This window comes from Kangiella koreensis DSM 16069 (assembly GCF_000024085.1).
GTDB lineage: Bacteria > Pseudomonadota > Gammaproteobacteria > Enterobacterales > Kangiellaceae > Kangiella > Kangiella koreensis.
Genome location: NC_013166.1, coordinates 478,695 through 491,471 on the forward strand (window position 1 = coordinate 478,695; position 12,777 = coordinate 491,471).

General features: G+C 43.6%; 17 protein-coding genes. 15 read left to right on the forward strand and 2 right to left on the reverse strand.

What is annotated here, in order from left to right; all coding sequences use genetic code 11:
- Positions 1-120 precede the first annotated feature (120 nt).
- Positions 121-1,047: a cation diffusion facilitator family transporter gene (locus KKOR_RS02345; protein ID WP_012800400.1), complete on the forward strand. Its 927-nt coding sequence runs from the start codon at positions 121-123 to the stop codon at positions 1,045-1,047.
- Positions 1,048-1,049: 2 nt separating this feature from the next.
- On the opposite strand, the gene KKOR_RS02350 is transcribed toward KKOR_RS02345, so the two are convergent.
- Complete coding sequence (locus tag KKOR_RS02350) at positions 1,050-1,607, reverse strand: response regulator (RefSeq protein WP_012800401.1); 558 nt, start codon at positions 1,605-1,607, stop codon at positions 1,050-1,052.
- Between the two features lie 118 nt (positions 1,608-1,725).
- Here KKOR_RS02350 and KKOR_RS02355 point away from each other — a divergent pair, with 118 nt between their 5' ends.
- The 12 genes from KKOR_RS02355 to KKOR_RS13315 all read left to right on the forward strand — a co-directional run bounded on the left by KKOR_RS02355 (position 1,726) and on the right by KKOR_RS13315 (position 10,695).
- Positions 1,726-2,334 (forward strand): transglycosylase SLT domain-containing protein, encoded by a 609-nt coding sequence (locus KKOR_RS02355; protein ID WP_012800402.1) that lies wholly within the window; start codon positions 1,726-1,728, stop codon positions 2,332-2,334.
- A gap of 126 nt (positions 2,335-2,460) precedes the next feature.
- Positions 2,461-3,714 (forward strand): serine hydroxymethyltransferase, encoded by a 1,254-nt coding sequence (glyA, locus tag KKOR_RS02360; protein ID WP_012800403.1) that lies wholly within the window; start codon positions 2,461-2,463, stop codon positions 3,712-3,714.
- 36 nt (positions 3,715-3,750) lie between these two features.
- The gene (gene nrdR, locus KKOR_RS02365) at positions 3,751-4,212 is read left to right on the forward strand and encodes a transcriptional regulator NrdR (RefSeq protein ID WP_012800404.1); all 462 of its coding nucleotides are present in this window, start codon (positions 3,751-3,753) and stop codon (positions 4,210-4,212) included.
- Positions 4,213-4,265: 53 nt separating this feature from the next.
- Positions 4,266-5,384: a bifunctional diaminohydroxyphosphoribosylaminopyrimidine deaminase/5-amino-6-(5-phosphoribosylamino)uracil reductase RibD gene (gene ribD / locus KKOR_RS02370; RefSeq protein ID WP_012800405.1), complete on the forward strand. Its 1,119-nt coding sequence runs from the start codon at positions 4,266-4,268 to the stop codon at positions 5,382-5,384.
- A 2-nt stretch (positions 5,385-5,386) separates the two neighbouring features.
- Positions 5,387-5,995: a riboflavin synthase gene (locus tag KKOR_RS02375; RefSeq protein WP_012800406.1), complete on the forward strand. Its 609-nt coding sequence runs from the start codon at positions 5,387-5,389 to the stop codon at positions 5,993-5,995.
- 13 nt (positions 5,996-6,008) lie between these two features.
- A complete protein-coding gene (ribBA, locus tag KKOR_RS02380; protein WP_012800407.1) occupies positions 6,009-7,127 on the forward strand; it encodes a bifunctional 3,4-dihydroxy-2-butanone-4-phosphate synthase/GTP cyclohydrolase II in 1,119 nt (372 codons plus the stop codon).
- A 149-nt stretch (positions 7,128-7,276) separates the two neighbouring features.
- Entirely contained in the window at positions 7,277-7,762 is a 486-nt protein-coding gene (ribH, locus tag KKOR_RS02385; protein ID WP_012800408.1) for a 6,7-dimethyl-8-ribityllumazine synthase, read from the forward strand.
- Positions 7,759-8,187, forward strand: coding sequence for a transcription antitermination factor NusB (gene nusB / locus KKOR_RS02390; RefSeq protein WP_012800409.1), 429 nt, complete (start codon positions 7,759-7,761; stop codon positions 8,185-8,187). Before ribH ends, nusB begins: the two co-directional genes overlap by 4 nt.
- A gap of 24 nt (positions 8,188-8,211) precedes the next feature.
- Positions 8,212-9,183 (forward strand): thiamine-phosphate kinase, encoded by a 972-nt coding sequence (thiL, locus tag KKOR_RS02395; RefSeq protein WP_012800410.1) that lies wholly within the window; start codon positions 8,212-8,214, stop codon positions 9,181-9,183.
- A 31-nt stretch (positions 9,184-9,214) separates the two neighbouring features.
- The gene (locus KKOR_RS02400) at positions 9,215-9,688 is read left to right on the forward strand and encodes a phosphatidylglycerophosphatase A family protein (protein ID WP_012800411.1); all 474 of its coding nucleotides are present in this window, start codon (positions 9,215-9,217) and stop codon (positions 9,686-9,688) included.
- Between the two features lie 150 nt (positions 9,689-9,838).
- On the forward strand, positions 9,839-10,321 hold the full coding sequence (locus KKOR_RS02405; protein ID WP_012800412.1) for a hypothetical protein: 483 nt from the start codon (positions 9,839-9,841) through the stop codon (positions 10,319-10,321).
- Positions 10,318-10,695 (forward strand): hypothetical protein, encoded by a 378-nt coding sequence (locus tag KKOR_RS13315; protein ID WP_012800413.1) that lies wholly within the window; start codon positions 10,318-10,320, stop codon positions 10,693-10,695. Before KKOR_RS02405 ends, KKOR_RS13315 begins: the two co-directional genes overlap by 4 nt.
- A 90-nt stretch (positions 10,696-10,785) precedes the next feature.
- Here KKOR_RS13315 and KKOR_RS02415 read toward each other — a convergent pair whose 3' ends face one another.
- A complete protein-coding gene (locus KKOR_RS02415; protein WP_012800414.1) occupies positions 10,786-10,980 on the reverse strand; it encodes a hypothetical protein in 195 nt (64 codons plus the stop codon).
- Positions 10,981-11,380: 400 nt separating this feature from the next.
- Here KKOR_RS02415 and KKOR_RS02420 point away from each other — a divergent pair, with 400 nt between their 5' ends.
- Positions 11,381-11,815 carry a hypothetical protein gene (locus tag KKOR_RS02420; RefSeq protein ID WP_012800415.1) on the forward strand — a complete coding sequence of 145 codons (435 nt, stop codon included), beginning with the start codon at positions 11,381-11,383 and terminating at the stop codon, positions 11,813-11,815.
- A gap of 10 nt (positions 11,816-11,825) precedes the next feature.
- Positions 11,826-12,746: a hypothetical protein gene (locus KKOR_RS02425; protein ID WP_012800416.1), complete on the forward strand. Its 921-nt coding sequence runs from the start codon at positions 11,826-11,828 to the stop codon at positions 12,744-12,746.
- Positions 12,747-12,777 lie beyond the last annotated feature (31 nt).

Sequence of the window (12,777 nt, forward strand, 5' to 3'; positions counted from 1 at the left end):
GCCAATTGTTAAGTTTTGGTGGCCTTTAACTGGTAACAAGTCCATGTGACTCATTATTGTATTTCTGAACCTGGGAAATGTTTGTTACACTCAGCTCATCATAGATCAAATAATTAACCTATGAGCGCCCATCACGGTCACAACCATCTTAATGATGATGAGTCACATGGTAGAAATGTAACAAGCAAAAAGAATCTTCTTTGGGCTTTATCACTAACCGGCACCTTTATGGTGGTTGAGGTTATTGGCGGCATCGTTTCAGGTTCGTTGGCATTATTAGCTGATGCTGGGCACATGCTGACTGATACTGCGGCCTTGTTACTAGCCTACTCAGCACTTTATTTCGCCAGTAAGCCGGCAGACAACAAGCGAACTTTTGGTTATGGACGTTTACAAGTTCTGGCGGCTTATACTAATGGTGTATTTCTGGTTTTGTTAACCGGATGGATTGTCTGGGAGGCCATACACCGTTTTATTGAGCCGAATCCAATTCAAAGTGCAAGCATGTTTACTGTGGCAGTTATTGGCCTGATAGTGAATTTGCTGGTGTTCAAAATTCTACATAGTGCGGGCGAGTCTAATATTAATATCCGCAGCGCCCTGCTGCATGTGTTGGGAGATTTGCTCGGCTCGGTGGGGGCCATTATTGCAGCTATTACCATATGGATATGGGGGCTACTCTGGGTTGATCCTCTGCTGTCTATATTTGTTGCAGTGCTTATTTTACGAAGCGCCTACTATGTGATTAAGGATGCATCGCATATTCTTTTAGAGGGAATTCCAATAGATATCAGTATGAACAATATTCGCTCGGACTTGATGAGCATCAAAGGTGTTGAAGATATCCATCATATGCATGCCTGGAGTCTTAGTGAGGATGAGCCGATGATGACATTTCATGCCTTAGTCGATTCAGCAATGGACAGTGACTATTTGTTGGAAGAAATGTTGCTGCTTCTGAAAAAAAGGCATGGCGTTGGGCACGCAACCATTCAGATCGAAGTGAATAATTGCCAGCTTGGAGAGGAGGGTTGTAAGTTAGATTAAGTTTATTGCTTTTGCGCATCTAATAAGAAGCCTCGCTGGTTTTCGATGCCTTCTAGGCGTCTAGCCAGTTTATGCTGTAACTCTTGTAGGCTTTTGGACTGTGGTGCTGTCTCTTTGACCATCTTTTCGGCATCGATGGTGTACTTGGCTAAGGTGCTGGTTAATTCTTTTAATTGTTGGTTTGTGAAAAACATGCCCTTTTGGAACAAGCTGCGCTTGATGCGGTTAAATACGTCAATTTCCTGACGGTTGTGCTCATAAAATAGTTCGATGCCTAGCTTTTTTACCCAACTTCCAATGGTCTGGTCTTTATTTTCTGAATAGACAATAATAGTAGCTCGATCAGACATGCTGCTTTTGATTTTACGAAGAGAGGGATAACCTAGCGCGTTATTGAGTGCGACAACCACAATCCTGATTTGAGGACGATTAAGCCGAATATAGTTCAATGCGTCTTTGTAGTCCGAGACATAGTGGTAGTCGTGACCGGCAGCCGTTAACTGTTGCGCAGTATTTGATAATATTTCACGGCTGTCATCAACGAGAAGAATAGCGCTCATAAATTAATTAATATAGGTTAAAGAAAGCTAAGGTAACTATTTGATTTATTTTATCATTGATTTTTGCTGGGTATATTTATTTTTACAAAAAAAGACCAAATTGTGAGAGGAAACAGGTTTGCCTGATAAATTGTTAATTTTACTGACAAGCTGTGCCTTGTTATTGATGATGGGTGGTTGCGCATCTTTTAAGCCAAACAATGTTAATGATGCCTGTAGCGTCCTGGAGGACGAAGACTGGTATGAGGCTGCGCTTGATTCACAGGAACGCTGGGGAACTCCTATACATGTGCAATTAGCAATCATGCATCAGGAGTCAAAATTTCAGCAGGACATTCGTCCGGCAAGAAAGTGGTACTTAGGTTTTATTCCTGGTTTCCGTCCGTCAAATGCCTATGGTTACGCACAAGCTCTGGAAGGTACCTGGGACGCTTATCGCAACTCAACGGGTAATCATGGTGCCAAGCGTGATAATTTTGATGACGCAATTGATTTTATTGGGTGGTACACCTATCACAGCCACAAAAATGTGGGAATTTCAAAATGGGATGCCCGAGCGCAATATCTTGCTTATCATGAAGGCTGGGGCGGTTATAAGCGCAAAACCTACAACTCTAAGGGGTGGCTGCTAAAGGTGGCGGATAAGGTCAAGGCGCAGTCTCTAAATTATGCTGCTCAATATAAAAAATGCCAAGCTGAACTGGAGTCAAATCGAGGTTGGTTCTGAACATAACAGTTATAACCATTAATTATCTATTTTGTAAGACATTTAAGCATCGTATAGGTTAAAATAGCGCCACTTTCTAAATGCCGAATGGCATTAAATTTGATTAATACAATTGAGGTTTGACACATGTTGGGCAACACCACGCCATTAAAAGAGTTTGATCCTGAACTTTTCGAATCGATGGAAGCTGAGAAAAAGCGCCAAGAAGAACACATTGAGCTGATTGCGTCTGAAAACTATACCAGCCAGCGCGTGATGGAAGCCCAAGGTTCTGTGTTAACCAACAAGTATGCCGAAGGCTATCCAGACAAGCGTTATTACGGCGGTTGTGAGTATGTGGATGTTGCTGAAAAGCTTGCTATAGAGCGCCTGAAAGAGTTGTTCGGCGCTGATTACGCGAATGTGCAGCCTCACTCTGGTTCGCAGGCAAACGCAGCCGTTTACATGGCTTTAGTTAAACCTGGCGATACTATCCTGGGCATGAGCTTGTCGGACGGCGGGCACTTAACCCACGGTTCAAAAGTGAATTTTTCAGGCAAAATTTACCACTCGATTGAATATGGCGTTGATGAAAACGGCTATATTGATTATGCGCAAGTTGAAGCTTTGGCGCTTGAGCATAAACCAAAAATGATTGTGGCTGGCTTCTCAGCTTATTCACGCGTTGTTGATTGGGCCAAGTTCCGTGAAATCGCCGATAAAGTCGGTGCTTTCCTGTTTGTGGATATGGCACACGTTGCTGGCTTAATTGCTGCAGGTGAATACCCAAATCCAGTGCCATATGCGGATGTGGTCAGCTCAACTACTCACAAAACTCTGGCGGGTCCTCGTGGCGGTATTATTATTGCTCGTTCAAATCCTGATCTTGAGAAGAAGTTAAACTCTGCGGTATTCCCCGGTGGTCAAGGCGGTCCTTTAATGCACGTTATTGCTGCCAAAGCAGTAGCCTTTAAAGAAGCCTTGAGTGATGAGTTCAAAGCCATTCAGAAGCAGGTTAAAATTAATGCCCAGGCAATGACAAAGGTGTTAATGGAGCGCGGCTATAAAATCGTCTCTGGTGGTACCGACAATCACTTATTCCTGATTGATTTAATCGATAAAGATATTACTGGTAAAGATGCTGAGGCAGCGCTTGGCCAGGCCAATATCACAGTAAACAAAAACACCGTACCTAATGAACCTCGTTCACCTTTTGTGACCAGTGGTTTGCGTATGGGTACACCAGCCATTACCACTCGTGGCTTTAAGGAAGCTGAGGCGACTGAGCTTGCTGGCTGGATCTGTGATATTCTTGACGATATAACGAATGAGCAGACGATTGCTGATGTGAAAGCAAAAGCCTTGAAATTGGCGGCTCGCTTTCCAGTTTATCGCAGTTAATTGATAAGAACGCTATTGGCAACATAAGGAGTTGTTATGCATTGCCCGTTTTGCGCCCATCCGGATACCAAAGTTATCGACTCGCGCCTGGTGGCTGACGGTAGTCAGGTTCGACGCCGCCGAGAATGTCTGGCTTGTGGTGAGCGCTATACAACATTTGAAAGTGCTGAGCTGGTGATGCCCAAGATCATTAAAACTGACGGTACGCGTGAGCCCTTTAATGAAGCCAAGTTGAGAACAGGTTTAGCCAAAGCGGTGGAAAAACGTCCGGTTAGCGTTGAAGATCTTGAAGCGGCAATCAATAAAATTCTTTCGCAAATTCGCGCTCTAGGTGAGCGCGAAGTTCCGTCTACTGTGGTCGGCGAGCTGATCATTGAGGCGTTACGCGGTTTGGATGAAGTGGCTTATGTCCGCTTTGCATCGGTATATCGTCGATTCAAGGATGTTAATGCATTCCGCGAAGAAATTGATAAATTGCAAAGTGATAGTAAAGAGTGACGCTAACTGATAGCGGTCACTAAATTTCTTTTCTAAGGTAACTCACACCTGATATGTCTTTTACAGCACAAGATTCGAGCTATATGGCGCGAGCCATCCAACTGGCACCTAGAGGCTGGTTTACGACTCGAACCAATCCGCGTGTCGGTTGTGTCCTGGTAAAAGATAACATTATTATTGGTGAAGGCTGGCATGAAAAACCCGGCTTTGCTCACGCCGAAATCAACGCACTCAATCATGCTGGTGAATCTGCCAAAGGTGCTACGGCTTACGTGACATTAGAGCCTTGTGCTCACCATGGTAAAACCGGCCCATGTGCTGAGGCTCTTGTGGAAGCTGGGGTCGCTCGGGTGGTGGCGGCCATGCTGGATCCGAATCCGTTGGTCGCTGGCAAAGGCATGAAGATTCTTGAAAAAGCTGGAATTAAGACTGAATATGGTCTGATGCAGGCCCAAGCGGAAACTCTTAATCCAGGGTTTATTAAGCGCATGACCAAAGGCTTGCCACGAGTAATTGCCAAAGTTGGTATGAGCCTGGATGGTCGAACCGCCATGGCCATTGGTGAAAGTCAGTGGATCACTGGAGCAAGTGCCCGTCGTGATGTGCAGCGTTTACGCGCCGAGTCAGGAGCTATTATCACAGGTTCTGGCACTGTGGTGATTGATAATCCTTCCATGAATGTCCGCGAACAGGCTTTTACCGCAAACCCTCATTTCACTCAACCTGTCAGAGTCATCATAGATTCACAAAATATTGTTGAACCTGATGCAAAAATATTCAGTCATGAAGGACATTGCTGGTTGGTTAGCGGTCACTTATCCGAAAAAGGTTACCCAGCAAATGTTGAACAGAAAACAGTCGCATTGTTACCGGGTAAGGATGAGGTTTCTCACCAAAAGGTCGACTTGAAGGCCTTGCTGATAATGTTGGCAGAAGCTGGAATAAATGATGTGTTGATTGAAGCCGGAAGTGGGCTTGTTGGCGCTTTTGTCGCGCAGGAATTGGTTGATGAACTGGTCGTTTATATGGCTCCAAAACTGATGGGCAGTGCCGCCAGACCTATGTTTCAGCTACCGCTGGAAACCATGCAACAGAATATAGAATTGACCCTCAACGATATTCGGCAGATAGGTAATGATCTGCGTTTGAACTACTATTTTAAAAAGGCTTAGTTATGTTTACCGGAATTATTGAAGCAACAGGTTACATTGCAGCGATTGAGCCAAAGGGCGAGGATGCACGTTACCGATTTCAGACGGGTAAGCTGGATTTGTCTGATGTTGAGTTAGGCGACAGCATCGCCTGTAACGGTGTTTGCTTGACTGTGATTGAAAAGTTTAACGATGGTTTTGCAGCGGATGTGTCAGTGGAAACAATAAAAGTCACCTGCTTTAAACATTATCAGGCGCAGCAGCCAATCAATTTTGAAAAAGCCATGTTGCCGACCACCCGTTTTGGCGGTCATATGGTCAGCGGGCATGTGGATGGTATTGGCGAAGTGATGGCGATCGAAGATGCAGGGCGTTCGATACAGTACACCATTCGTGCTCCACAAGACGTGTTACACTATATCGCCATTAAAGGCTCGATTACGGTTGATGGCACCAGTCTGACCGTCAATCAAATAAAAGAGGATTGTTTTTTCCTCAACCTGGTCCCACATACCTTGCAAGAAACTATTGCCGATAGTTATAAAGTGGGTACCAAGATCAATTTGGAAATTGATCTCATTGCTCGTTATCTCGAGCGCTTGATGCAGACCGGAGCTGTAAAACCTCAATAAATATGTGAGAACTATGCAATTAAATAGCATCGAAGAAATTATTGAAGATATCCGTCAGGGCAAAATGGTTATTCTGATGGATGACGAAGATCGCGAAAATGAAGGCGACTTAGTGATGGCTGCCAGTCAGGTACGCCCAGAAGACATCAATTTTATGGCGCGTTATGGTCGTGGTTTAATTTGTTTACCGATGACCCGTGAGCGTTGTGAGCAACTCAATTTGCCATTGATGTCACAACAGAATGGTGCACGTTTTAGCACCAATTTCACAGTGTCTATCGAGGCATCAGAAGGAGTTTCGACTGGTATTTCGGCGGCAGACCGGGCACGTACTGTGCAAATGGCGGTTGCTCCAAACGCAAAACCCTCTGATATCGTACAGCCTGGGCATATTTTCCCGATCATGGCCAAACCTGGTGGTGTGCTTAATCGTGCCGGTCATACTGAAGCGAGTTGTGATTTAGCGCGTTTGGCGGGTTTTGAACCAGCCGCAGTCATCGTTGAGATTTTGAACGAAGATGGAACCATGGCGCGTCGTCCCGATCTGGAAAAGTTTGCTCAGGAACATGGTCTTAAAATGGGCACAATCGCCGATTTGATCGAATATCGTTCCACTAAAGAGAAAACCGTAGAAAAAGTCAGTGAGTGTCATTGGCCAACAGAGCATGGTGAATTTCGTTTACATACTTATCGCGACACCATTGATGGTCAGGTGCATTTTGCTTTAGTTAAAGGCAATCCAAAGAATGATACTTCGACGTTAGTACGTGTTCACTTAACCGATAGCTTAGGTGATTTGCTTGAAGCGCAGCGTGGCAGAAAGCCGGGTTGGGGCTTGAGTAAAGCGATTGAGCGCATCGGCAAAGAAGGCGAAGGCGTGGTGGTGGTGCTTGCCAATAAAGAGTCGAGCGAAGAAGTATTGAATCGTATTCATCGTTTCGAGCAGGAAGACAAAGGTGAGCCCTTAACTCAAGAACAGAAGCGCCAGAAAAAGCGCACTGTCGGTATCGGCTCGCAAATTCTCGCTGAGCTGGGCGTACATAAAATGCGCTTACTAAGCTCAGGCAGTCAATATACGGGCCTGGCAGGTTATGGTCTGGAGATTGTTGAGAATATAGCACCGGACCAGTAATGCAGAGAACTATTGTTGGGGCCTTTTAAGAGGGCTTTGTATAAGATAGCTTAGCCAACAGTTTCGTATTACAATAACGACTAATCAGACGTGGCTTCGGCCACGTTTTGCATAAAGATATCAGCTAAAATTTCAGGTAATCCATACCAATGAGCGACTTCAAGTTAGACTTTTCTGCAACAGAGTACCAGGGTGGCCGTATCGCCATTGTCCATGCCCGTTTCAATTTGCCGATCATTAATCAAATGATTGCTGGAGCTAAGGCGCGTTTGCAAGAACTCAAGGTGCCAGCTGAGAATATTGAGTTGTTTGATGTGGCAGGGGCTTATGAACTGCCTTATGCAGTACAGCAGGTTGCTAAAACTGCACAGTTTGACGCTGTGATTGCTATCGGTGTCGTCATTCGAGGCGATACACCGCATTTTGATTATGTTTGTGCTGAGTCCAGTTCTGGTTTAATGCGAGCCTCATTGGATAATGATATTCCGGTTATTTTTGGGATTTTAACGGTCAATACAGAAGAGCAGGCAGAAGAGCGCGCTAATCCTGAGAAAATGAACAAGGGTGGCGAAGCCGCTGCAACAGCCGTTGAAATGATCAACCTTACACGCGCACTACAAGAGAAACACTCATGAGTACTACTTTCAAACCAGCAATGCGCCGTCGTGCCAGAGAATATGCCATGCAGGCGATTTACCAATGGCAAATGTCGGACAATCCGTTGAATGAAATCGAAGCGCAATACCTGACCACTATGAACGCCAAGAAAGTGGACACGGTTTACTTTCAGGAGTTGTTCTCAGGCGTGTTAACCAACCTGGATGAAATTGATGAGGCGTTAGCGCCTGCGCTGGAGCGTGAGATTGAGGGGATTGACCCAATTGAACGTGCCATTATTCGCTTATCAGCATTCGAGCTTAAAAAGAGAGTTGATGTGCCGAAGAAGGTGGTGATTAACGAAGGTATCGAGTTAGCAAAAACATTCGGTGCAACTGATGGCCATAAATTCGTTAATGGTGTGCTCGATAAAATCAGTAAAGCTTTACGCCCACACGAATAATGCTGTGAGTTATTAAGTGATGTTATGAAAGAGTTTGAACTGATAAAGGAGTATTTCAGTTTTAGCCAATCAAAATCTGACACAGTGGTCGAAGGGATTGGTGATGACTGTGCAGTACTTTCCGTTCCCGATAAACGTCAACTAGTCACTTCTGTCGATACGCTGGTTGATGGCGTGCATTTTTTTTCAGATAGTGATCCCGCCGATATTGCTTATAAGTCTTTAGCTGTTAACGTCAGTGACTTAGCGGCTATGGGGGCTAAGCCATTAGGCTTTACTTTGGCAATAGCTTTGCCGAAAGTCGATGAGGTTTGGCTTAAATCGTTCAGTAAAGGCTTGCAAGAAGCTAGTGCAGATTTCGAGATACCTTTGATTGGTGGCGATACGACACAAGGACCATTGACCATCACCGTTAATGTCCTTGGATCCGTTAAAGCGGACAAGGCGATGTTACGTAAGTCAGCCCAGTTGGATGATGATATCTGGGTTACCGGTTATGTGGGCGATGCTGCGGCGGCGCTCGGGTTGCATGGAAAAGCTCAAAGTAGCGATTTAAATGAAGCTGAAAGTTATCTCCTACAACGATTGCTGCGCCCAAATCCTCCTATAACTTTTGCCACAAAGTTAGCTAAGCTGGCACATGCGGCAATTGATATTTCTGATGGCTTGCTGGCAGACCTGGGGCATATACTGGAACAGAGTCAGTGTTCGGCGAAAATTAAAGTGGGATCACTGCCACTATCTGAGCAACTTATTCAATGCGTGGGTTTAGAGCAGGCGCGGGAGTTTGCTCTGAATGGTGGTGATGATTATGAATTATGTTTCACCGCGAAACACAGCATGCGTAACAAGATTCTTAATTTAGCCGAAGACTTTCAAGTGAATGTGCACCGAATAGGTACTATTGTCGAACAGTCGGATGAAGGTGTTTTTTTGATGCTTGATGGAAAACCTTATCAACCCAAACGAAAAGGTTGGCAGCACTTTTCAACCTAAACAACATTATCTTATAAAGCCTGAGTTAATTATGTCATTAAGCCAAACCGTATTTAAAAATCCTATTCACTTGCTCGCCTTCGGTTTTGGCTCAGGTCTTCTTCCCAAAGCCCCCGGTACCTGGGGCACCCTGGTCGCCATTCCGATCTGGTACGCCTTATCTTTATTAAGTCTACCCTGGTATATCGCAGCGACAGTTCTTTTAAGTGTTGTGGGTATTGGTATCTGTCATTACAGCGCCAAAAAACTCGGCGTACACGATCACCCCGGTATCGTCTGGGATGAATTTTGTGGCTACTTCGTCACCATGATCGCAGCACCCGCAGGCTGGATTTGGCCCATTATTGGCTTCATCCTGTTCCGCATCTTCGACATCATCAAACCCTGGCCAATCGAATGGCTCGACAAAAAAGTCCACGGTGGCTTTGGGATTATGATTGATGATTTGCTGGCCGGTGTTTTTGCGTGGCTAGTGTTGCAGGGAATAGTGTTAGTCGTTATTTAATAGTGTGAACGCAAGTTGTACATAGATTTTAGAGCCTTCTGACTTAATCAATCCCATTTATAGAATAATCATTAAAAGTTTGAACTAAGCCGCTAACCTTGAGATTTATTTTAGATTATAATTTCTTGCTTTATAAGAAGGGAGAATTATATGCAAAATAGAGAAAGGGTTACCTTAGGCATCCATAGTAATGTGGCAGGGAATGAGAATAGTTTTACCTCCGGTCACGCGTGGATTACGGTGACTCGTGGTAGCCAGGTCACAGCTTATGGGCTGTGGCCTGATGAGCATCCAAGAACTGTAGATAACGGTGATAAAACTGATATTCGAGTCGGTTTAGAAGGAACAAGATTTCCCAAAGCAAGTCGCTTCTATCAATTAACGTCTCTGCAAACTTTAAAATTAGATCAAGCCTTAAAAAGCAATGTTGCTTGGCGTTACACTAATACTTGTGCCTCTTGGGCAAGTGAGCTTATTGAAGAGATTGTAGGCGTAGACATTGATGCAGACGACTGGGCTGGTTTTGAAACGCCCAGGGAACTCGGTGAACATATTCTTGAGTTAGAAACTGCACGGCCAACCTCGAGAACGAATCCCACTCTATATCGACCCAAAAGGAGTAGTTTAAGATGAAAAAATTTGTGGTATTAATTTGTATTTTGGCTTGGGGTTGTAGTATGGAGGTGAAAGGAATGGTTTATACGGTAAGTGACGTTAATAATGTTAAGTATGAAATAAGTCAAAGCCAATTAGAACTTCAGTATCAAACACCGCTTGAAACTTTATATTACTCACCTGGAATCAATTATAGATTATCAGCCGATGGAAAATTGGAGTTGCAGATTGTCAGGTGTGGGATAAAAGAAAAGTGTGAGGTAGCAGCAAAAGCTCAACAAGGCGAAATGAATAGGGTTGTGATTGAGCTGCCAAAAACAGTAAAGCTCGAAAAGATTTATTTAACAGACGGAGAGAAAGAAGTTTCGCTTTCTGAGCTGAGTGGCAAATAAATATGACTGATAGCGTCCTTTATATTAACTGTTGGGTTAGGCCGGGAGGTGGCTAACCCAACAGTAAAAAATCCGTGAGTACCAATCAAGCTACAAGCTTTTAATAATATCGTCTTCAGTTAACCCAATTCTTTTCAGCAATTCTTTAGTGCCGCCATGTCCAATAGTCCTATCGAGAGTTTTTATGTTTTTGACAGTGATGTGAACCTTGTTGTTGAGCAGGAAGTTGTTGATGGCTGAGCCTGCGCTGTTTATGGTGGCGTCAATGTGTTCTGCGGCTACCATATCGGTGTTGATGGCTGGGTAAACTCAAGATCTACTTCGAGTCATTCCTGACTATAGTCAACGAAGGGGTATTGCAAGGCACTTGTGACATATTTAAGTATGGTCGAGCAGGAAAGCTAAGCGCCAAATTGAAGGAGCTGGCTCTGTGGGTGTTGGTTTCTTGACTTTTTTCTTTGCTTGCCTTTTTACTAACTGTTGTAGGAATTCTTGTTAACCAATTGAAATTATAGGTGTTAATGGGTTGTTTTAAACAATACGTTTATTTCTTAGGGAGGAGACTGGACTGATTTTTATGTAAATTCTACATTTGTAGTACTTAATGCATATATGAATTAAAGCATTTTTGTGTTACTTATATGGGTACTTCGATTGTGAAGCAGTTAACAAGAAGGGGAATATTATGGATAGAGGAAAAATAATAAGTATTATCATCCTGATTTCATTAGGGTTTTCAGTTAATCAAAATGCAAATGCTAATGAACAGTTGATGTTTAGTGCTGACCAAATACAGATTAAACAGCTTAATTACGATCAGCAAGGAGTTCTGAAGCTTTCTGGTCCGAATCAAACAAGTCAGTCTTATGAAGTTTATCAAGGGCAATCGTTAATTCCTATTTATGAGTTGAATCTCAAAGAAGATGGCTTATACGAGTATGAGCTTATACTTTTCACTCAAAAAGGTGAGGAGACAGTTACTGACCCAAGAAGCGGCAGAGTTAACGCAAAACGTAATTTGGGCACTTCTGAGAAAGTTTATGGATCTTTTTCAATAGTGAATGGGCGATTCGTAGAAGAGAAATCTGAAAGCGAAGACAATATTAATAGTTTCAAGTAGGAGCAGGGATATGTTTAATAATAAATGTGTAATTGGTTTAGCTGTCTTTACAGCTGTTGTGGGTATGGATGCTAAAGCAGATGTTGTACATGCAGATGATGTAATCGTACAAGGGAGTCATTGTGTTGGCATAGACTGTATTAATGGCGAAAACTTTGGTTTCGATACTGTCAGATTGAAAGAGAATAACTTGAGAATCCACTTTGATGACACAAGTAGTACTGGTTCTTTCCCACTTACTGACTGGAGAATCCTTATTAATGATACAGGCAGTGGAGAATCAAGCCATTTTTCCATCGAGGATTCTACTGCTGTTACAGTTCCTTTTAGAATTGAAGCCACGGCACCGTCGAACTCATTAGTAGTTGATGCAACAGGTCGGATCGGTATCAAAACAAATGCTCCTGCGACTGAAATACACTCAGTAGATAGCGACACACCTACAGTAAGATTAGAGCAGGATAATTCTGGTGGCTGGACTCCTCAGACTTGGGATATTGCGGGCAATGAAGCCAACTTTTTTATTCGTGATGTTACCAATGGAAGTACATTACCTTTTAGAATTAAGCCAGGAGCTGCCGCCAATTCACTTTATCTGAATGGAGATTCAGTAGGTATTGGTACAAGCACACCAGATAGTTCAGCCGCGTTAGATATTCGCTCGTCAGCCAATAATAATCGCTCGATCCTTGCGGACCAAGAGTTTGCGATTATTAGAGATTCAGCAGGAGGATTGATGAGAGTTAAAAATAGCACGTCTGGGCAAACTTGGAGGATTACAATGCTAGGGGATGACAGTCTTGCGATTAAAGATCAGACAACTGGTGCAGCCAATAAAGCTCAAATTATTTTACAGCCAGGTGGAAAAATCATTATTGAAGGTGATGTTGATATTCAAGGTGCATTAACTTGTAATGGTGGTAATTGTTAAAGTAATGCTAACGTACAAAAAAACCAGCAAC

Coding starts and splice junctions, on each gene's coding strand:
- nrdR (WP_012800404.1), top strand. CDS start 3,751: ATGCATTGCCCGTTTTGCGCCCATCCGGATACCAAAGTTATCGACTCG.
- ribD (WP_012800405.1), top strand. CDS start 4,266: ATGTCTTTTACAGCACAAGATTCGAGCTATATGGCGCGAGCCATCCAA.
- KKOR_RS02375 (WP_012800406.1), top strand. CDS start 5,387: ATGTTTACCGGAATTATTGAAGCAACAGGTTACATTGCAGCGATTGAG.
- glyA (WP_012800403.1), top strand. CDS start 2,461: ATGTTGGGCAACACCACGCCATTAAAAGAGTTTGATCCTGAACTTTTC.
- KKOR_RS02420 (WP_012800415.1), top strand. CDS start 11,381: ATGGATAGAGGAAAAATAATAAGTATTATCATCCTGATTTCATTAGGG.
- KKOR_RS02350 (WP_012800401.1), bottom strand. CDS start 1,607: ATGAGCGCTATTCTTCTCGTTGATGACAGCCGTGAAATATTATCAAAT.
- ribBA (WP_012800407.1), top strand. CDS start 6,009: ATGCAATTAAATAGCATCGAAGAAATTATTGAAGATATCCGTCAGGGC.
- ribH (WP_012800408.1), top strand. CDS start 7,277: ATGAGCGACTTCAAGTTAGACTTTTCTGCAACAGAGTACCAGGGTGGC.
- KKOR_RS02345 (WP_012800400.1), top strand. CDS start 121: ATGAGCGCCCATCACGGTCACAACCATCTTAATGATGATGAGTCACAT.
- KKOR_RS02400 (WP_012800411.1), top strand. CDS start 9,215: ATGTCATTAAGCCAAACCGTATTTAAAAATCCTATTCACTTGCTCGCC.
- nusB (WP_012800409.1), top strand. CDS start 7,759: ATGAGTACTACTTTCAAACCAGCAATGCGCCGTCGTGCCAGAGAATAT.
- KKOR_RS02415 (WP_012800414.1), bottom strand. CDS start 10,980: ATGGTAGCCGCAGAACACATTGACGCCACCATAAACAGCGCAGGCTCA.
- thiL (WP_012800410.1), top strand. CDS start 8,212: ATGAAAGAGTTTGAACTGATAAAGGAGTATTTCAGTTTTAGCCAATCA.
- KKOR_RS02405 (WP_012800412.1), top strand. CDS start 9,839: ATGCAAAATAGAGAAAGGGTTACCTTAGGCATCCATAGTAATGTGGCA.
- KKOR_RS02425 (WP_012800416.1), top strand. CDS start 11,826: ATGTTTAATAATAAATGTGTAATTGGTTTAGCTGTCTTTACAGCTGTT.
- KKOR_RS13315 (WP_012800413.1), top strand. CDS start 10,318: ATGAAAAAATTTGTGGTATTAATTTGTATTTTGGCTTGGGGTTGTAGT.